Annotated in this window: 20 protein-coding genes and 1 tRNA gene; 4 read left to right on the top strand and 17 right to left on the bottom strand. The window is 70.6% G+C overall.

Going from position 1 to position 19368, the window contains the following annotated elements; translation table 11 throughout:
- The first annotated feature begins 43 nt into the window (after positions 1–43).
- Positions 44–125 (top strand) — tRNA-Leu (locus EVS81_RS14915).
- A gap of 71 nt (positions 126–196) precedes the next feature.
- Positions 197–361 carry a hypothetical protein gene (locus EVS81_RS15850; protein WP_165384282.1) on the top strand — a complete coding sequence of 55 codons (165 nt, stop codon included), beginning with the start codon at positions 197–199 and terminating at the stop codon, positions 359–361.
- On the opposite strand, the gene EVS81_RS14910 is transcribed toward EVS81_RS15850, so the two are convergent.
- From EVS81_RS14910 to rpe, 14 genes are all read right to left on the bottom strand, one after another.
- A complete protein-coding gene (locus tag EVS81_RS14910) occupies positions 334–1473 on the bottom strand; it encodes an acyltransferase family protein (RefSeq protein WP_130111075.1) in 1140 nt (379 codons plus the stop codon). The two genes, EVS81_RS15850 and EVS81_RS14910, sit on opposite strands and share 28 nt — an antisense overlap.
- A gap of 9 nt (positions 1474–1482) precedes the next feature.
- The gene (gene pyk, locus EVS81_RS14905; RefSeq protein WP_130111074.1) at positions 1483–2958 is read right to left on the bottom strand and encodes a pyruvate kinase; all 1476 of its coding nucleotides are present in this window, start codon (positions 2956–2958) and stop codon (positions 1483–1485) included.
- A gap of 24 nt (positions 2959–2982) precedes the next feature.
- On the bottom strand, positions 2983–3966 hold the full coding sequence (lgt, locus tag EVS81_RS14900) for a prolipoprotein diacylglyceryl transferase (RefSeq protein WP_130111073.1): 984 nt from the start codon (positions 3964–3966) through the stop codon (positions 2983–2985).
- An 82-nt stretch (positions 3967–4048) separates the two neighbouring features.
- Positions 4049–4876: a tryptophan synthase subunit alpha gene (gene trpA / locus EVS81_RS14895; RefSeq protein WP_130111072.1), complete on the bottom strand. Its 828-nt coding sequence runs from the start codon at positions 4874–4876 to the stop codon at positions 4049–4051.
- Positions 4873–6096: a tryptophan synthase subunit beta gene (trpB, locus tag EVS81_RS14890; protein ID WP_130111071.1), complete on the bottom strand. Its 1224-nt coding sequence runs from the start codon at positions 6094–6096 to the stop codon at positions 4873–4875. Before trpB (EVS81_RS14890) ends, trpA begins: the two co-directional genes overlap by 4 nt.
- A gap of 80 nt (positions 6097–6176) precedes the next feature.
- Positions 6177–6947 carry an indole-3-glycerol phosphate synthase TrpC gene (gene trpC / locus EVS81_RS14885; protein WP_130111070.1) on the bottom strand — a complete coding sequence of 257 codons (771 nt, stop codon included), beginning with the start codon at positions 6945–6947 and terminating at the stop codon, positions 6177–6179.
- A 1-nt stretch (position 6948) separates the two neighbouring features.
- Complete coding sequence (locus EVS81_RS14880) at positions 6949–7182, bottom strand: DUF6704 family protein (RefSeq protein ID WP_130111069.1); 234 nt, start codon at positions 7180–7182, stop codon at positions 6949–6951.
- A gap of 34 nt (positions 7183–7216) precedes the next feature.
- Positions 7217–7798, bottom strand: coding sequence for a Trp biosynthesis-associated membrane protein (locus EVS81_RS14875; protein WP_130111068.1), 582 nt, complete (start codon positions 7796–7798; stop codon positions 7217–7219).
- Positions 7788–9398, bottom strand: a complete 1611-nt coding sequence (locus tag EVS81_RS14870) for an anthranilate synthase component I (RefSeq protein ID WP_130111067.1) — start codon at positions 9396–9398, stop codon at positions 7788–7790. The genes EVS81_RS14875 and EVS81_RS14870 overlap by 11 nt, the downstream gene beginning before the upstream one ends.
- Positions 9399–9428: 30 nt before the next feature.
- Positions 9429–9797: a phosphoribosyl-AMP cyclohydrolase gene (hisI, locus tag EVS81_RS14865; RefSeq protein WP_130111066.1), complete on the bottom strand. Its 369-nt coding sequence runs from the start codon at positions 9795–9797 to the stop codon at positions 9429–9431.
- Positions 9798–9855: 58 nt separating this feature from the next.
- Positions 9856–10632, bottom strand: a complete 777-nt coding sequence (hisF, locus tag EVS81_RS14860; protein ID WP_130111065.1) for an imidazole glycerol phosphate synthase subunit HisF — start codon at positions 10630–10632, stop codon at positions 9856–9858.
- A 10-nt stretch (positions 10633–10642) separates the two neighbouring features.
- Positions 10643–11485, bottom strand: coding sequence for an ATP phosphoribosyltransferase (gene hisG / locus EVS81_RS14855; RefSeq protein WP_130111064.1), 843 nt, complete (start codon positions 11483–11485; stop codon positions 10643–10645).
- A 108-nt stretch (positions 11486–11593) separates the two neighbouring features.
- Positions 11594–11857: a phosphoribosyl-ATP diphosphatase gene (locus tag EVS81_RS14850; RefSeq protein WP_130111063.1), complete on the bottom strand. Its 264-nt coding sequence runs from the start codon at positions 11855–11857 to the stop codon at positions 11594–11596.
- 30 nt (positions 11858–11887) lie between these two features.
- A complete protein-coding gene (gene rpe, locus EVS81_RS14845) occupies positions 11888–12550 on the bottom strand; it encodes a ribulose-phosphate 3-epimerase (protein WP_130111062.1) in 663 nt (220 codons plus the stop codon).
- Between the two features lie 73 nt (positions 12551–12623).
- Here rpe and EVS81_RS14840 point away from each other — a divergent pair, with 73 nt between their 5' ends.
- Complete coding sequence (locus tag EVS81_RS14840; protein ID WP_130111061.1) at positions 12624–14048, top strand: hypothetical protein; 1425 nt, start codon at positions 12624–12626, stop codon at positions 14046–14048.
- Between the two features lie 23 nt (positions 14049–14071).
- Here EVS81_RS14840 and EVS81_RS14835 read toward each other — a convergent pair whose 3' ends face one another.
- The 3 genes from EVS81_RS14835 to EVS81_RS14825 form a co-directional block, all read right to left on the bottom strand.
- Positions 14072–15400, bottom strand: coding sequence for an MFS transporter (locus EVS81_RS14835; RefSeq protein WP_130111565.1), 1329 nt, complete (start codon positions 15398–15400; stop codon positions 14072–14074).
- A gap of 128 nt (positions 15401–15528) precedes the next feature.
- Positions 15529–17016: an RsmB/NOP family class I SAM-dependent RNA methyltransferase gene (locus tag EVS81_RS14830; RefSeq protein ID WP_130111060.1), complete on the bottom strand. Its 1488-nt coding sequence runs from the start codon at positions 17014–17016 to the stop codon at positions 15529–15531.
- A complete protein-coding gene (locus EVS81_RS14825) occupies positions 17013–17942 on the bottom strand; it encodes a methionyl-tRNA formyltransferase (protein WP_130111059.1) in 930 nt (309 codons plus the stop codon). Before EVS81_RS14825 ends, EVS81_RS14830 begins: the two co-directional genes overlap by 4 nt.
- 203 nt (positions 17943–18145) lie before the next feature.
- Here EVS81_RS14825 and trpB (EVS81_RS14820) point away from each other — a divergent pair, with 203 nt between their 5' ends.
- Positions 18146–19363 (top strand): tryptophan synthase subunit beta, encoded by a 1218-nt coding sequence (trpB, locus tag EVS81_RS14820; protein WP_130111058.1) that lies wholly within the window; start codon positions 18146–18148, stop codon positions 19361–19363.
- Positions 19364–19368: the final 5 nt, after the last annotated feature.

Here is a 19368-nt window from a genome sequence, read left to right as displayed (position 1 = left end):
TCTGTTCTCTGTCCTCCTCACCGGAGGTCGTCGCGCAGCACACGCCGGATTGGTGGAATTGGCAGACACGGCGCACTCAAAATGCGCTGCCGAAAGGTGTGCGGGTTCGAGTCCCGCATCCGGCACCGACAGCATCGTGGGTTCCATATACCAGATCCAGGGGTAGAATGGAAGCCAGCGACGCGAGGAGGCGACGATGCCGAACACCCAGCACAACTCGCACACGATTCACGACGCGAGCGACTCGGAGGCGGCCAACGGGCACGGCACGGTGCGACGAGTGCCCTGGGGCGACAGGCTCGATCATCCGATCCTCGATGGATCCACCGAGGTCTACATCGAGGACGATGACGATTCGTAGTCGCGCCGGCCGATCGGCTCATCACGCCGCCGCTGCGGGAGGAACCCGCGTTTCAGCCCGCGCTGAATGGGACGATCCACCCAGCGGTCGATCGCGATGCTGCTCAGGATCACGGCGGCCAGCGTCATGATCAACAGCACGATGCGCAGCGGCACGCCCGCCGTCGCGATCACGCCTCCGAGGATCACCTGGGACAGGGCCACCGTGACGAACGGATGGAAGAGGTACATCGCGTAACTGGCGTCGCCGATCGCGAGCAGCGCGCGGGTGAGACGGCCGTCGCGGATGAGGGGCTCGAGCCACAGCGCCGCGGCGACCAGCACCACCGCGGGCAGCCCGTAGTACACGGCGCGCAGCTCCCCGAGACGCGGGATCACCCCCAGGTCCTGCAGCACCAGCACGACGAGAGCGGCGAGCGCTGCAGCGGCTCCGGCGCCGGAGCCGATCGCGCGGACCGCGGCACCGGCACTCTGCCGTCCGGCCTGCCCGAACCTCCGGTAGACGAAGGAGAGCAGCACACCCGAGAGGAACTCGAGCAGCAGGGTGCTCTGATAGAAGGCGAGCGAGGGCTCGGACGCGGGCCAGATGAAGCCGCTGACCACGAGCGCCCCGAGCAGCAGGACCGCACCCCACAGCGCGGGTCGAGCGGTCCGAAGCAGCACCAGCATCACGGCGACCACGAGGTAGAAGAACATCTCGTAGTTGAGCGTCCACCCGAGTTGCAGGATCGGCCCCTCGCGCAACGGCATCTGATAGGGGATGAAGAAGAACGACTTCAGCAGACCGGGCAGGTCGACCTCGGTGGAGCCCTCCCGCCACGGGACGAGCAGCACCGCGGCTGCCCACGCGAGCGTCGCGATCCAGTAGAGGGGCACCACGCGGAACACCCGTCGTCTGAAGAAGTGCGCGCTGTTCTGCACAGTGACCGTGCCGATGATGAAGCCGCTGATGACGAAGAACACGTCGACGCCCCACGCCCCCGTGCTGGGGAGCGCGAACACGCCCCCGGCATCTACCGCGTGGTAGTACACGACGCCGAGCGCCGCCAGCGCACGCAGGAACTGAATGCTGCGAACGGTGCGGCGCGGACTCCTCGTCACCTCACTCGGCATCGAGGGCGATCAGACGAAGACCTTGCCGCGCCCGACGGTGTGCTTGCGGGGACCGGCTTCGGGAAGCTGCCCCGTGGCCTCGCCGATGCGGTGGATCCGCAGCGTGTTGGTCGTTCCGACGACGCCCGGAGGGGACCCGGCGATGATGAGCACTTTGTCGCCGATCTCGACGCGCGAGTGGTCGAGCAGCACCTCGTCGACCTGCGCGAACATCTCGTCGGTCGATCCGACGCGCGACACCTCGTAGCTGCGGGCGCCCCAGGTGAGCTCCATGCGCCGACGCGTGTCGGCGTCGGGTGTGAAGCCGATGATCGGGATGGGGCGCCGCAGACGGGACATGCGCCGCACCGTATCGCCCGACTCTGTGAACACGCAGATGTACCTGGCGCCGATGAAGTCGGCGACCTCGGACGCTGCGAGGGTGAGCGCGCCGCCCTGAGTGCGCGGCGCCGTGCCCAGGGGCTCGATGCGATCGAGCGCGTGCTCCTCCGTCGCCTCGATGATGCGCGCCATGGTGGTGACGGCCTCGACCGGGTAGGCCCCGACGCTGGTCTCACCCGAGAGCATGACCGCGTCGGCGCCGTCGAGCACGGCGTTCGCGCAGTCGGAGGCTTCGGCGCGCGTGGGGCGCGGGTTCTCGATCATCGACTCGAACACCTGCGTCGCCACGATGACCGGCTTCGCGTTCTGACGCGCGATCGCGATGGCCTCGGTCTGCACGAGCGGCACCCGCTCGAGCGGCAGCTCGACGCCGAGATCTCCGCGTGCGACCATGATCCCGTCGAATGCCGCGACGATCTCCTCGAGGTGGTCGACCGCCTGCGGCTTCTCGATCTTGGCGATGACCGGAAGGCGGATCCCCTCCTCGTCCATGATCTCGTGCACGCGCGTGATGTCGGCGGCGTCGCGCACGAACGACAGCGCGATGTAGTCGACGCCCAGCTGCAGCGCCCAGCGCAGATCCTGCTCGTCCTTCTCCGACAGCGCGGGCACGTTCACCGCCACGCCCGGCAGGTTGATGCCCTTGTTGTTGGAGACGGCCCCGGGCACCTCCACCACGGCGTGCACGGTGTCCTCGGTGACGCGCACCGCGCGCAGCGCGACCTTGCCGTCATCGATGAGCAGCGGATCCCCGGGGTTCACGTCCCCCGGCAGCCCCCGGTGCGTGGTGCCCGCGAGATGCCGATCGCCCATCACGTCGCGCGTCGTGATCGCGAACTCATCACCCACCTCGAGCTCGTAGGGGCCGCCCTCGAACTTGCCGAGACGGATCTTCGGGCCCTGCAGATCGGCGAGCACCGCGATGGGCCGCCCCACCTCCGCCTCTGCACGGCGGATGTTGCGATAGATGCCCTCGTGCACGTTGTAGGTGCCGTGGGACATGTTGAGCCGGGCCACGTTCACGCCGGCGCGGATGAGGTCGAGGGTGTGGTCGTAGCTGGAGACCGCGGGCCCCCACGTTGCGACGATCTTGGCGTGGCGCATATCGGTGTCGGCTCCTTCGTTCGGCTAGTTGGCCGGAGCGGATCCGGCGCGATCGGGTGCGGCCTGCTCGGCCCGCTCCGCCTCGTCGCCGCCCGAGCCGCCCCGGTCGATCACGTGGAAGTACCGCTCGGGATCGGCGGTCTCGACGAGCACGGCGTCGTTCGGGTTGTGCCGACCGGGCAGATACACGGAGGTCTCGATCCCGACGTGGCGACGGCGCTGCACGATGAAGATCACGACGCCCGCGATCACCGCGAGGAAGGCCGCGAGCACATTGGTGCGGATCCCGAGGAAGAGCAGGCTCGGATCGACGCGCAGCGATTCCGTGAAGGTGCGACCGACGCCGTACCAGACCAGGTACATCGCGAAGAACGTGCCCCAGCGCGGACGCCACCTGCGCTCGATCGCGAGGAGCACGATCACGCCGAGGATGTTCCAGAGCGCCTCGTAGAGGAAGGTGGGGTGGAAGAGCGTGCCCTCGGGAAGGCCGATCGGGAAGGCGGGATTGCTCGATTCGATCTCGAGGCCCCATGGAAGCGCGGTGGGGCCGCCGAAGAGTTCGTGGTTGAACCAGTTGCCGAGGCGACCGACCGCCTGCGCGATCAGGAGGCCCGGTACCAGGGCGTCGGCGAAGGACCAGAACCGGATGCCGGTGATCCGCGAGGCGATCAGCACGCCGATCGCACCGCCCAGCAGCGCGCCGAAGATGGCGATGCCGCCCTTCCAGAACGCGAAGATGTCGAGCGGGTTCGTGCCCGGCCCGAAGTAGTCGCCCCAGTGCGTCACCACGTGGTAGAGACGCGCCCCCAGGATGCCGAGCACGAGCGCCCAGACCACGAAGTCGAACACGGCCCCGCGCTCGCCTCCGCGCCGCGACAGCCGCCGGCCCGTCCAGATGGCGGCGATGATGATGCCGGTGATGATGCAGAGCGCGTAGAAGTAGATGCGCAGCGGCCCGATCTGGAGGAACTGCAGATCGGGGCTCGGGATGCTCAACGGGAGAATCATTCACTCCTCTTTCGCCTGCGACGCTCTGCCGCGGGGTGCGTACTCGGGTGTGGCGCGGGGCGGGCCCGCGATCGGGTCAATCCTACAGCGCGGCACCGACGGCGGCTGCGCCGTCGGCTCGCCGGGTGCCGGCCGCGATCGCACGCACGACCTCGGCGAGGCGCGAGACGCCGCCGTCGCGCAGGGCGCGGACGAATGCGGTGCCCACGATCGCCCCATCGGCGTACTCGAGTGCCGCCGCGACCTGTTCGGCGGTCGAGATCCCGATGCCCACGCACGCCAGGTCGGCGCCCTGCTCCCGCAATCGGCGCGTGAGCCCGCGCGCCGCGGCGTCGAGCTGGGCCCGCTCCCCCGTGATGCCCATGGTCGAGACCGTGTAGACGAACCCGGTCGTCGACTCGGCGACGAGCCGCAGTCGTTCGTCGCTCGAACTGGGTGCGGCGAGGAAGATGCGGTCGAGGCCGGCGCGCTCGCTCACCTCGATCCAGTCCGCAGCCGCGTCCGGGGTGATGTCCGGGGTGATCAGACCGGCCCCGCCCGCCTCTGCGAGTCGGTGCGCGAAGCGCTCCACGCCGTACTGCAGCACGGGATTCCAGTAGGTCATGATGAGCACGGGCACGTCGACGGCCTCCCGCACGCGGCGCACCGCCTCGAACACCTGGGACACACGGAAGCCCCCCGCGAGCGCCGTCTGAGTCGCCTCCTGGATCACCTCGCCGTCCATGACCGGATCGGAGTAGGGCAGCCCGAGCTCCAGCACGTCGACGCCGCTGCGCGCCATCGCGATGGCCGCCTCGATGCTCGTGTCGAGGTCGGGGAAACCCACGGGCAGATAGCCCACGAGCGCACCGCGCCGGTGCTGCTTCGCCGCGCGGATCGCCGCTGCGACCCGAGACTCCTGCCCGCTCATTCGCCGGCCCCCGCTTCCCGCTCGTCGAGCAGACCGAAGTATCGGCCCGCCGTCGCCATGTCCTTGTCCCCGCGCCCCGAGAGGTTCACGGCGATGAGGCCCTCCGGGCCGAGCTCGCGACCGATCCGGAGCGCGCCCGCCAGGGCGTGCGCCGACTCGATCGCGGGGATGATGCCCTCCGTGCGGCTGAGCAGTCTGAGGGCCTGCATGGCCTCGTCGTCGGTCGCCGGAATGTACTCGGCGCGTCCGATGTCGGACAGCCACGCGTGCTCGGGACCGACGCCCGGGTAGTCGAGTCCCGCCGAGATCGAGTGCGATTCGATGGTCTGCCCGTCCTCGTCCTGCAGCACGTAGGTCTTCGACCCGTGCAGGATGCCGGGGCGGCCCCGCTCGATCGACGCCGCCTGCCGCAGGGTGTCGACGCCGTCGCCGGCCGCCTCGACGCCGTAGAGGCGCACGCCGGGATCATCGAGGAAGGCGTCGAACATGCCGATCGCGTTGGATCCGCCGCCCACGCAGGCGACGACCGCGTCGGGCAGACGCCCCGTGCGCTCCAGCAGCTGGGCGCGCGCCTCCTCGGAGATGACCTTCTGGAAGTCGCGCACCATCGCCGGGAACGGGTGCGGCCCCGCAGCCGTTCCGAAGATGTAGTTGGTGTGCTCGACGGTCGCGACCCAGTCGCGATACGCCTCGTTGATCGCGTCCTTCAGCGTGCGCGAGCCGGTGGTCACCGGCACCACCTCGGCACCGAGCAGGCGCATGCGTGCGACGTTGAGTGCCTGCCGTTCGGTATCGACCTCGCCCATGTAGATGGTGCACTCGAGGCCGAAGAGCGCCGCGGCGGTCGCCGTCGCCACGCCGTGCTGACCGGCGCCGGTCTCGGCGATCACGCGGTGCTTGCCGAGCCGCCGCGTGAGCAGCGCCTGTCCGAGCACGTTGTTGATCTTGTGGGATCCCGTGTGGTTGAGGTCCTCGCGCTTCAGGAAGATCCGCGCCCCTCCCGCGTGCTCGGCGAAGCGAGGCACCTCGGTGATCGGCGACGGCCGTCCGGCGTACGAGCCGAGCAGTTCGACGAGTTCGGCGCGGAATGCGGGATCGGCCTGCGCCGCGTCGTAGGCGGCCGTCAACTCGTCGATTGCTGCGATGAGCGATTCGGGCATGTACCGGCCGCCGTAGTCCCCGAAGAACGGGCCGTGCTGGTCGCGGAGCGAGTCTGTCATCTCTGCCTAACGTGGTTCGGGTGCCGTGCGGATCGGCTCACGGCTCGGGATCGCGGCGCCGAATGCGCTGAGGGCCGGATTCAGACGCTCAGGTATGCCGAGAGCGTCGCGATGGGATCGTTGGTGACGAGCGCCTCCCCCACCAGCACCGCGTCGGCCCCGGCCTCGCGATAGCGCTGCACATCCGCGACGTCGAGCACGGCGGACTCGGCCACGCGGACGACTCCGGCCGGAATCTGATCCGCCACGCGGCCGAAGAGCTCGCGATCGAGTTCGAAGGTGCGCAGGTCGCGCGCGTTGACGCCGATCAGCTGCGCGCCGAGGTCGACGGCGCGGGCCACCTCGTCGGCCGTGTGGGCCTCGACGAGCGGGGTCATTCCGAGTTCGCGGATCATGGTGTGGAGCCGCTCGAGGCGGGGCTGCGGCAGCGCGGCCACGATCAGCAGTACGAGATCGGCGCCCGCCGCGCGGGCCTCGAGCACCTGATACTCGTCCCCGATGAAGTCCTTGCGCAGCACCGGAATGCTGACGGCCTTGCGCACCGCTTCGAGGTCGGCGAGCGAACCCTTGAAGCGGCGCTGCTCGGTGAGCACGCTCACCGCGCTCGCCCCGCCGGCTTCGTACTGGGCCGCAAGCGCCTGCGGCTCGGGGATGTCGGCCAGATCACCGCGGGACGGACTCGCGCGCTTGACCTCGGCGATCACCTTCATGTGATCGGCGGGCGCCAGGGCCGCGAGCGCGTCAAGGGCGGCGGGACGGCTGAGCGCCTCCGCCTCGAGCCGCGCGTAGGGCATGAGCTCCCTGCGCTCCGCCGCGTCTTCGAGGGAGCCCGCAAGCAGTTGCTCGAGCACGTCAGTCGTGCGACTTGGGGCTGAACTTCGGGCCGTTCACGCCGAAGCCGGCCTTCGCGAGGATCCACCCCAGCAGGGCACCGACGGCGACGATGCCGGCGCACACCCACACCATCGTCGCGTTGTGCAGGAAGAAGAAGACGGTGCCGGCTGCGATGCCGAGCAGCATCACCACGACCGCCGTCCATGCGGCGGGCGAATCACCGTGACCGGGGTCTCCGTGCTGGGTACTCATGAATCTCCTCTGAACAGATTTGAACGGCTCAAGCCTACCGGAAATCGTCGCTGGGGTCGGTGCCCTCGCTCAGAGAGTCCCAATCCGAGATCCGATCCGGGGCGCCGGTCGACGCCTCTCGAGCCTTCGGCGCAGCATCGTACTTGCGACCTGCGGCTCCCCAGCGGCCGCTGAGCAGCAGGACGACCATACCGAGGAGCACGGCGAGCGCACCGGCGAACGCGCTCACCCACCCCCAGGCGGAGACATCGCTCCAGAGCACCTCCGACCCTGCCGCTCCACCTGCGATGCCGGTGAGCTCGGTGATCCGCGCCCCCGCTGCGCCGAGCGGGTCGGCGATCACCCCGCTCGACAGCGCGACGAGCCCTGCGCCGAGCAGGGCGACGAGCGCCCCCAGCACCCGTCTGAACACCCGCCCGGCGATCGTGAGCGCCAGCGCGGCGGCGATGAGCGCCACGGCGACGGGAGTCAACGCCGCATTCGCCGCGTGGCCGGTCACGGTCTCCACGCTGTGGGTGCCGTCGAGCATGAACGAGACCCAGGTCTGGGATCCCGCGATCAACGCCGCGGCCCCGGCGAGCGCGACGCCGCCGAGGGCGAGTGGCTTAGCGCGCATGTCCGCCTCCCTGCACCGCGACCGCAGCAGTCGCCGCATCTGCGCCGAGCCGATGCAGAGTGTTCGCGATGGCGATCGCCCGCAGGGGTGCGGCCGCCTTGCTGCGGCACTCCGCGTCCTCGGCCTCCGGTACGGAGTCCGCGACGATCCCGGCACCGGCCTGCACCATCGCGACGCCGCCCGCGATCGTGGCGGTGCGGATCGCGATCGCGAGGTCAGCCGCCCCGCCCAGACCGAAGTAGCCCACCACCCCGCCGTAGACGCCGCGCTGCACCGTCTCGAGTTCGTCGATGATCTCGAGCGCCCGGGGCTTCGGCGCCCCGGAGAGGGTGCCCGCGGGGAATGTGGCCCGGAACACGTCGATGGGGTTCTGCCCCGCGCGAGTTCGCCCCTCGACCGTCGAGACGATGTGCATGATGTGGCTGAAGCGCTCGATCCGCATGAACTCGGTCACCTCGACCGACGACGGCTCGCAGACCCGCAGCAGGTCGTTGCGCGCGAGATCGACGAGCATGAGGTGCTCGGCTCGCTCCTTCTCGTCGGCGAGCAGATCGCGCTCGTGCTGCTGGTCCTCCTCGGTGGTCGCTCCGCGCGGCCGGGATCCCGCGATCGGGTGCGTCATCACGTGCCCGTTCTCCTGCACGGTGACGAGGGCCTCGGGGCTCGATCCCACGACCGCGAAGGGTGCTCCGTTGTGATCCTCGAGCTGCAGGAGGTACAGGTAGGGGCTGGGGTTGAGGTGGCGCAGCACGCGATAGACGTCGAGCGGATCGGCCGAGCACTGCTGGTCGAAGCGCTGCGACGGCACGACCTGGAAGATGTCGCCGTCGACGATGTGGCGCTTGGCGCGCTCGACCGCCGCCAGGAACTCGGGTGTGCTTGTAAGCCGTTCGGGATCGGGCAGCGCCTCGCGGTCCAGCGCGCCGAGCGGCGACGGCGAGGGCGAGGCGAGCGCCGCCTGCAGCGCATCGAGTCTCGCCTGGGCATCGGCCCACTGCGCGTCGGCGGCGTCGGACGCCGCACCGCCCTCCAGCACCCCGTCGTTCAACACGTTCGCGAGCAGTACGACGCTGCCCTCGCGGTGATCGATCACCACGAGCTCGGAAACGAAGCTCAGTCCCTGCGTGGGCAGCCCCGGCCCATCCGCCGGACCGTTCTCGAGCCGCTCGAACTGCCGCACCGTCTCCCACCCGAGATAGCCGACGAAGCCGCTCGCAAGCGGGGGCAGGCCCTCGACCTGCGGGGCGCGCCAGCGCTCGTAGACGGCGCGCAGCGCCTCCACCGGCGCGAGCGGGCCGACCCCGCCCGGCAGCAGTCGCTCCTCAGTGACGGCGGCGCCCGCCGCACTCGGCGTCCACCGCGCCCGGCCGTCGCGCTCGCCCAGCACTCCGAAGCTCCCCGCTCCTACGAAGCTGAAGCGGGTCCAGACGCCGCCCTGCTCGGCCGACTCGAGCAGGAAGGTCCCCGGACGGGACGCAGCGACCTTGCGGTAGATGCCGACGGGGGTGTCCGCGTCGGCGAAGATCTCGCGGCAGACGGGGAGCACGGCGTGGGAGGCGCGCGCGGCGTCGAACGCGGCGCGCGAGGTCGTCAGTGTCACCGTCTCAGTGTATCGGTGGCGCCCGGCGCCCTACTCCTCCGGAGCGCTCGGATCCCCGACGAGTGCCGCGATCTCGCGACCGGTGAAACAGGTGCGGGTACCCGTGTGACAGGCGGCCCCCACCTGCACGACGCGCACGAGCAGGGTGTCGGCATCGCAGTCCGCCGCCACCGAGCGCACGTACTGCCGATGACCGGAGGTGTCTCCCTTGCGCCAGTACTCGCGCCGCGAGCGAGACCAGAACGTGACCCGGCCTGACGTGAGCGTGCGACGGATCGCCTCGCGGTCCATCCATGCGAGCATGAGCACCTCGCCGGACTCGTCGTCCTGGATGATGGCGGGCAGCAGGCCGTCGGAGCCGAAGACCAGTTCCTCGGGCACGGGATCGATGTTCGTCATGGCCTCTCCGTCGCTTTCGTGATGGTCGCGGCGCACCGGGTTTCGGCTCGCAGGCCGCTCAACCTGCGGGTGCCAGACGCACGGTGTGGCCGGCCTCGGCGAGCGCGCGCTTCACCTGCCCGACCGTGAAGGTGCCGTCGTGGAACACGGACGCGGCGAGCACCGCATCGGCTCCGGCCTCCACCGCGGGCGCGAAGTGCTCCAGTCGGCCGGCCCCGCCGGAGGCGATCACCGGCACGTCGGCGAGCTCGCGCACCGCACGAGTGAGTTCGAGATCGAAGCCGGCGAGCGTCCCGTCGGCGTCCATCGAATTGACGAGCAGCTCCCCCGCGCCGCGCTCGACCGCCTCGCGGCACCACTCGAGAGCGTCGAGATCGGTCTCGCGCTTGCCGCCGTGGGTGGTAACGACGAAGCCCGACGGCGTGCGCGGCGAGCGCTTCACGTCGAGCGAGAGCACCAGCACTTGAGAACCGAAGCGGTCGGCGATCTCGCCGATCACCTCCGGCCGCGCGATGGCGCCGCTGTTGATCCCCACCTTGTCGGCGCCGACCTCGAGCAAGCGGGCCACGTCCTCGACGCCGCGCACGCCGCCGCCGACGGTGAGCGGGATGAACACCTGCTCCGCGGTGCGCTGCACCACCTCGTACGTCGTCGACCGGTCGTCGACGGTCGCCGTGACGTCGAGGAACGTCAGCTCATCCGCTCCCTGCTCGGCGTAGCGGGCCGCGAGCTCGACGGGATCCCCCGCGTCGCGCAGGTTGAGGAAGTTGACCCCCTTGACCACCCGCCCCGCAGCGACGTCGAGGCACGGGATCACACGGGTTGCGATTGCCATGTCGGCCTCCCTAGAAGCGCGCCGCGTGCACCTGGGTCACGAAGATGCCCTTCGCGCCGACGTCGTACAGGCGGTCCATCACATCGTTCGCGTCGTCGCGCAGCACCATGACCCGCACGGCGACCCAGCCGTCCTCTTTGAGGGGGGAAACCGTGGGCGACTCGATCCCGCTCGCGATCTCGGTGGCGGCCTCGAGCCGGGCGATCGGCAGATCGTACTCGAGAATGGCGTACTTGCGCGCCACGAGCACGCCTCGCAGGCGGCGCAGAAGCCGATCCGTTCCCGCGTGGGCGGTGGGCCCTCCGATGAGCAGCGCGGTCGAGTCGAGGATCACCGGCCCGAAGATGTCGAGACCGGCGGCCCGCAGCGTCGCACCGGTGGAGACCACGTCGGCTACCGCGTCCGCCACACCGAGCTGCACGGCAGACTCCACCGCGCCGTCGAGCTTCACGAGCGTCGCCTCGACCCCGCGCTCGCGGAGGAAGTCGTCGACCAGCTTCGGATAGCTGGTGGCGACGCGCTTCCCCGCCAGATGGGCGATGTCCGAGATGTCTCCGCCGGCGGGCGCCGCGAAGCGGAACGTCGAGTCGGCGAAGTCGAGTGCCGCGATCTCGACGGCGTCGGATCCCGAGTCGAGCAGGAGGTCCCGGCCCGTGATCCCGACGTGGAGCGCACCGGAGCCGACGTAGGTCGCGATATCCCGAGGACGGAGATAGAAGAACTCGACGCCGTTGCGGGAGTCGGTGTGCACGAGCTTGCGGCTGTCCCGACGCCCCGAGTAGCCCGCCTCCGCGAGCATCTCGGCGGCGACTTCGGAGAGCGATCCCTTATTGGGAACGGCGATGCGCAGCATGATGGTGGGGGAATCCTTCCGTGACGGCCGACGGTGCGCCGGCCAGGGTGATGCGGTCAGCGAAGAAGCGTCGGCGGGCGCGATCCGGGATCGGATCACCGGCCGACGCTACAGATGCGCGTAGACGTCTCGGAGCGACAGGCCCTTCGCGAGCATGAGCACCTGCAGGTGGTAGAGCAGCTGGCTGATCTCCTCGGCGCACGCCTCATCGCTCTCGTGCTCGGCGGCCATCCACACCTCGGCGGCCTCCTCGACGATCTTCTTGCCGATCGCGTGCACACCCGCGTCGAGGCGCGCGACCGTGTCGCTCCCCTCGGGGCGCGACGCTGCCTTCTCACCGAGCTCGGCGAACAGCTCATCGAACGATTTCACGTGACTACACTACCGCGTTCTCGACCCGGCTCAGTGCCGGTGCGCTGCTGCCGCCGCACGGAGTTCGGCGATCCGATGCTCGGGCACGCCCCCGTAGACCGCGGATCCCGCGACGAAGGTGTCGGCGCCGGCCTCGGCGGCGATCCCGATCGTGTCCTTCGAGATGCCCCCGTCGACCTGCAACCAGACGTCGAGGCCCAGACGCGCCTTCGCCTCGGCGAAGCGGCGCAGCTTCGGCATCATGTCGGCCATGAACGACTGCCCGCCGAATCCCGGCTCGACGGTCATCACGAGCACCTGATCGAACTCCGGAAGCAGCTCGAGGTAGGGATCGGGGTCGGTTCCCGGCTTGAGCGCGATGCCGGCGCGGGCGCCGATCGCGCGCAGGCGACGCGCGAGTGCCACGGGATCGGCCGCGGCCTCCGCGTGGAAGGTGACCGAGTATGCGCCCAGCTCGGCGTAGCCGGGGGCCCATCGGTCGGCGTCGGAGATCATGAGGTGCACGTCGAGCGGCACCGGCGAGACGGCTTGGATGCGCTCGACGATGGGCGGGCCCATGGTGAGGTTGGGCACGAAGTGGTTGTCCATCACGTCGACGTGCACGAGATCGGCCGTGGCGATGGCCTCGAGTTCGGCCTGCAGGTTCACGAAGTCGGCGGACAGGATGCTCGGGTTGATGCGCTGCGCGGTCACCCCTCAAGCCTAGGGGTTCCGCAGCTGCTCCCGAGCCGCTCCTGCGCGGCTCGGGAGCGCATAGGCTAGAGGCATGAGCGATGCGCCCGAGAACTCGCAGCAGCCCGACCCGGACCGGAGCCCGCCGAGCGCACCGCCGCGGCCCGCGGCGGATCCGAACGCGGAGCCGTTCTCGGAACCGGCCGAGCCGCAGCTCGTCGAGCCGGAGCCGTCGTCCGAGGCGCCCGCGGGTCTCGCCCCGTCGCCGGGCCTCGAACCGCCCACCGGTATCCAGCCGCCGGCCGATCTCCCGCCGCCGCAGGGCTACGCGCCGCCGCAGGGCTACGCACCACCCCAGGGCTACGCGCCGCCCCAGGGATACCAAGCACCACCCCAGGGGTACGAAGCACCGCCCCAGGGGTACGACGCACCGCCCCAGGGGTACGAAGCACCGCCCCAGGGGTACGCGCCGCCCGGCCCGCAGGCGCCGCAGCGGAGGGGCGGCCTGCCGACCGGCGCGATCATCGGCATCGTCGCGGGAGCGGTCGTGCTGCTCCTGCTGCTCGTGGGCGGCGTCTTCGGGATCGGCTCGCTCATCAGCCGCGGTGCGAGCGAACCCCTATCGCCCCAGACGGGCAGCGGCGCCGCGACGCCGTCGGCTGCCGTCGAGGAGTTCCTCCACGCACTCGCCGACGGAGACGCGGCGACCGCGAGCGCACTCGCCGGAGGCACCTCGTCCGACCGTCTGCTCTCCGCCGAGGTGCTCGCCGAGTCCAACGCGCTCGCCCCGATCTCCAACATCGAGGTGACCGCCGATGCCGACCCCCGGGGCGACTACGATGTGCTCGTGAGCGCCACGTTCGACGTCGGCGAACAGACCGTGCAGCGGGACTTCCGGGTGTGGGAGACCTACGAGGACGGCTGGGAGCTCTCCGACGGGCTGATGTACCTCTCCCTCTCCGGCTTCGACGGCCTCGGCCTGACCGTGAACGGCGTCGACCCGGACGAGGACCACGCCACGATCTTCCCGGGCGCCTACCGACTCGAGCTCGGGGAGGACGCGTTCCGATTGGACAGCGACGACGACGTCTTCGTGCTCGCCAGCGACGACGACCTCATGACGATGTACGAGCTGCGTCCCGCGCTCACGGAAGACGCCACGGAGACGTTCCGCTCCCTCGTGCGCGCGTCGCTCGAAGAGTGCCTCGCGATGACGGCGCTCACCACGCCGTGCGGGCTCGACGTCTCGGAGGAACTGAGCGATGGCTCGGTCCCGGTGCCCGACACCGCGCAGCGCACGCTGACCGCCGAGGGGGACGCGACCCTCAAGACTCTCGAGCCGACCTCGAGCTACGACACGCCCTCACTCGTCAGCACGCACGACTTCATCCGCATCGCGACCAGCATCGAGGCGGACCTGAACGGGGAGCGTTTGAGCGGCGAACTGCTCTTCGGCGGAGACCTGCGACGCCCCTACGTCGACTTCGCCGACGAGCAGCCCGTAGTCGTCTGGGAGTAGCGAGCGGCACCGCTCCTTCGGGCTCAGGCCTCCGCAGCCGCTGACGCCGCCGGCGCCGACCCTGAGCTTCGTGCGAATGTGCGGGAGAGGCGACGATAGGACCGTGTGCACATGGCGCCCGCGGCGAGCAGGACCATCGCCACGCCGGACCAGAGGAAGATGAGCGCGATCCCGCGGCTCTCTCCCGATCCCAGCAGCCATCCCCAGGTGTCCTGTCCCTGCGGCCGGTCCATGTACGGCACCACCCAGAACTCGGCGATCGGGGCGATCAGGAACGACGTGATCGGCGCCGCGGCGGCCTCGAAGGTCATGGCGAGCCCGAAGACCCGTCCCTGCTTCTCGTAGGGCACCACGCGCTGGATCACGGTCTGCTCAGCGGCCTCGACCGCGGGCATCACCGCCATGAACAACCAGATGCCGGTCACGAACAGCCACGGCCACTCCCTCACGGTGAAGAGCGCGCCGAACACGCCGAGCAGGCCGACGAGCAGCAGCATCGTGCGGATCGGATTGGCACCGAGCCCCCACTTCGCGACGACGGCGCCGCCCACGATGAATCCCGTCGAGGCGAGGCCGAACACGAGCCCCCAGATCTCGACGGGGAACATGTTCAGCCCGTACGGATCGAGCAGGGCCATGAAGACGCCGCTCGAGAGGTTGTTCAGCATCGTGAAGATGACGAGGGCGAGCAGGCCGGGAACGGCCAGCATCGCCGCCATGCCGCCCGCGAAGTCGACCGCGCTGCGTCCCGGATCCTGCACGATCTCCGGTTCGGGGATCCGCAACAGGTGCAGGTGCACGATCGGGATCGCGACGAAGACGGTCGCGATGAGCATCGTCGGCCCCATGCCGAGCAGTCCGACCGCGAGACCGCTGAACACGCTCGTCGCGATGAACGCGAGCCCCTGCACCGTCCCCACGAGGCCGTTCGCGTTCGCGTGCCGCTCCACGGGCACCAGCAGCGTCACCGTGGTGGACAGCGCGAGATTGCGCATGATCTCGACGACGCAGCCGGCGAGGAGCACGAGCGTGAAGATCCAGAATCCGGGTGCGCCGATGTCGAGCAGCGTCTGCTCGGGGATCGTGAAGAACATCAGACAGCCGATGACGAACGCGACGAGCGACGACCAGGCCGAGATCAGCATCACCTGCCGCTTGCGCAGCCGGTCGACGAGAGACCCGAACCACATCGAGCTGAGTGCGATCAGCAGCATGTAGACGCCGCCGAGCACCCCGGTCGCGAGAATGCTCCGCGTCTCCAGGTACACCCAGAACACGACCGCGAACCACAGGAAGTTGGTCGTCAGATTCGCGACCGCCGTGTTCACGAGCACATGCAGGAAGGTGCGCATACCGCCGTCGGGCGCAACGGGACGCGCGGGTGGGGGTGCCCCGTCGCCGTTCTCGGGGCCGCCCGTCGCGTCGGTGCTCATGCGAGCATCGTAGAGCGCACTGCCGACCTCGCGCCAGGGGCAGTCGCTCAGCTGCCGCGCTCGAGGAGCGCGATGAACATCGCATCGGTGCCGTGCCGGTGCGGCCAGAGCTGCGCGCTCGGGGAATCCCCCGCCAGGTCGAGCTCGGCGCGCGCGATGCCGCGGAGCACGCGCCGCGCATCGAGCTCCCGCAGGCCGGAGTGGCGCTGGAGCAGTCGATCGACGACGACGCGGGTCTCGGCGAGGTGCGGCGAGCAGGTGACATAGGCGAGCATTCCGCCCGGCGCGAGCCGCTCGACCGCGGCGTCGAGCAACTCGCCCTGCAGCGCCGTCAGTACCGGCAGGTCGGAGGGCTGCTTGCGCCAGCGCGCCTCCGGCCGACGGCGCAGCGCCCCGAGCCCCGAGCACGGTGCGTCGACCAGGATCCGGTCGTACACCGAGCTCCGGTCGCCGTAGGCGGACGCCTCGCGGCCGTCGTGCGAGACCACCTCGACCGCCCCGGCCACGCCCGCGACGGCACGCCGCACCAGCTCGGCACGATGCTCGGACACCTCGTTGGCGCGCAGTGAGGCGCCCCCGAGCAGCGCCTCGGCGCCGAGCACCGCGGTCTTGCCGCCCGGGCCGGCGCAGAGGTCGAGCCACCGCTCCCCGGGCACCACGGGACGGCTCCGAGTCAGCGCGAGCGCGGCGAGCTGGGAACCCTGATCCTGGACGCGCACCAGGCCCTCGCGCGCGTCGATCGCCGCGACCGCGCGCACGGGATCCCCTCCCGCGAGCTCGACGCCGAGCGGGGACGCGCCGTCGGCCGAGAGCCCCGCCTCGCGGGCCGTCGCGGCGGCTCCCTCGGCGTCGACACCCGCACCGGGGAGCACCGCGAGACTCACGCGCGGCGGCGCGTTGTCGGCCTCGAGCAGCGCCTCGAGTTCGTGCTCCCTCCCCTCGGAGCGCAGCGCGTCCCGCAGGGCGCGCAGCACCCAGGCCGGGTGCGAGGAGCGCGCCGCGAGCGCCTCGTCCGGCGTGCGCGCCTCCTCGCCGATCCGCCGGTCCCACTCCTCGTTCGAGGAGCGGCCGATCGCCCGCAGCACCCCGTTCACGAAGCCGGCGGCATTCGCGTTCGCCACCCGACGCTGCAGTTCGACGCTCTCGTTCACTGCCGCGTGCGCCGCCGTGCGCATCCCCAGCAGCTGGTGGGCACCGAGCCGCAGCACGTTCAGCGTGCGGGAATCGATCTGCTCCGAGCTGCGCCCGGCCGCGAGTTCGATGATGCGGTCGTAGCGGCCGCGACCCCGCAGGGCTCCTGCGGCGAGCTCGGTGGCGAGGCCCGCGTCACGGCCATCGAGACGCGCCTCGCGGATCCGAGAGGGAAGCGCCAGATTGGCGTAGGCATCGCGGTCTTCGACGTCGCGCAGCACGTCGTAGGCGACGAGTCGAGCGGGCGAGATCTCCACCCGCGGTGCGCGCGGACCCCGCCCGCTCCGCTCCGCCGGTCGGCGCCGGGGCCGTCCGCGGCCGTCGTTCCGGTCCCCGCCGCTCATCGCAGCACCGCTTCCCCACCGCGCCCGCGCAGCCAAGCGGCGCCGTCCATCGCCGGCTTCCCGGCAGGCTGCACGCGCACGAGCTCGAGGGCTCCTCCGGCGAGCCGCAGGATCGCCGCGCCGCCGTGCAGGATCACGGTTCCGCGATCCCCGCCCCCCTCGTCCGACACCGCGTGCGACGTCACGGGCCGCACCTCTCCCAGCTTCAGCGGCTGTTCATCGTGCAGCACGAACGCACCGGGCTCGGGGGTGACGCCCGCCCAGTGCGCGAGCACCTCCGATGCCGACCGGTCGAGGTCGAGCCGCCCGTCCTCCCGGGACAGCTTGTGCGCGTAGGTCGCCTCGCCCTGCTGCGGTTTCCCCGCCGCCGGGTCGGCGCAGAGCGCTTCGATCGCTGCGAGCAGCGCGCCAGTCCCGAACGCCGCGAGGTCCGTCAGCGCCGCGCCGGCAGAGGTGCCCGGGGGGACGTCGCGCGCATCCCGGCTGAGGACGTCGCCGGCGTCGAGGGCCTCGACCAACCGGAACACCGTGACCCCCAGCCGCTGCTCGCCCGCCTGGAGCGCGCGCTGCACGGGCGCAGCGCCGCGCCACCGCGGCAGCTCGGAGAAGTGGAGGTTGACCCATCCGTGCTCGGGCAGGCCGAGCAGCGGCTCCCGCACGAGCCCGCCGTAAGCGACGATGACGCCGAGCTCGGGGGCGAGCGCACGCACCCACTCGGTCGCCGCGTCGTCGAGCCTGTTGGCCCGGTGCACCGGGATCCCCAGCTCCTCGGCTGCGCTCGCGACGGGAGAGGGAGTGAGCACGCGCTTGCGCCCGAGCGGCGCATCCGCTCGAGTGATCACCCCCACGACGTCATGCCCCGCACGGACGAGGGCGCGCAGGCTGGGGACGGCGAACTCGGGGGTTCCGGCAAAGACGATCCGCATCGTCCCATTCTCTCACCCGCGGGTGCGGAGGCGCCCCGGGCGGCCTGGAGCGCGTGGCGCCTGCTATGCTCGCGGCATGCATTCCGTGAATTCGTGGTGGACCGCCTGAGGGCGGCCCGTCAGCGTTTGCATATCCGACACCGCCTCTCGCAGGCGGTGTCTTTTCGTCTTCGAGTGGCGCGATGAAGCAAAGGAACCACACCATGAACGACGCCCAGGCCCGATCGGGCTCCATCTACCGAGCCGACGAGCGCGGCTACTTCGGCGAGTTCGGCGGCGCGGTGCTGCCGCCCTTCCTCGTCGAGCCGATGGCCGAGGTCGCCGCCGCCTATGAGGAGGCGCGACGGGATCCCGCATTCGCCGACGAGCTGCAGACGCTGCTCGCGAAGTACGTGGGCCGCCCCTCGCTGCTCTATGCCGCCGAGAACCTCACCCGCGAGCTCGGAGGAGCGAAGGTCTATCTGAAGCGCGAAGATCTCAATCACACGGGCGCCCACAAGATCAATCACACGCTCGGCGAAGCGCTGCTCGCGAAGCGAATGGGCAAGACCAAGGTGATCGCCGAGACGGGAGCCGGGCAGCACGGCGTCGCGCTCGCCACGGCAGCCGCGCTCGTCGGGCTCGAGTGCGAGATCCACATGGGCGCCATCGACGTCGAGAAGCAGCACCCGAACGTCGTGCGCATGGAGCTCCTCGGTGCGACGGTCGTGCCGGTCGAGCGCGGTGGGCGGTCCCTCAAGGAGGCCGTGGACTCCGCCTTCGAGGTGTATGCGGGCGCCCCCGACGAGTACCTCTTCGCGATCGGCTCGGTGGTCGGCCCGCATCCCTTCCCCACGATGGTGCGCGACTTCCAATCCGTCGTCGGCCGCGAGGCCCGTGCGCAGATCCTCGAAGCAGAGGGGCGCCTCCCCGACGCGCTCGTGGCGTGCGTGGGCGGCGGTTCGAACGCGATGGGCCTCTTCGACGCGTTCCTCGAGGACGAGTCGGTGCGCATCATCGGCGTGGAACCCGCCGGCGAGGGCCTCGACACCGATCGGCACGCGGCCACCATGACCCGCGGCGTGACCGGCGAGATCCACGGCATGCGCACCAAGGTGCTGCTGACGGCCGACGGCGAGCCGGCGCCGGTGCACTCGATCGGCTCGGGAATCGACTACCCCGGCGTCGGCCCGCAGCACGCCCACCTCGAGCAGATCGGGCGCGCCGAGTACGTCTCGGTCACCGACGAGGAGGCGCTGCGCGCGTTCCAGCTGCTCACCCGCACCGAGGGGATCATTCCGGCGCTCGAATCCTCGCACGCGATCGCGCACGTCGTGCGGCTCGCGCCGACGCTGTCGGAGGACGCGATCGTGATCGCGAATCTCTCCGGCCGCGGCGACAAGGACGTCGACTTCGTCGCGGAGCGCCTGCAGAAGGGCTGATCGGC

It is taken from the genome of Leucobacter triazinivorans (assembly GCF_004208635.1).
Classification (GTDB): Bacteria; Actinomycetota; Actinomycetes; order Actinomycetales; family Microbacteriaceae; genus Leucobacter; species Leucobacter triazinivorans.
This window is presented reverse-complemented; position numbering and strand designations above follow the sequence as displayed.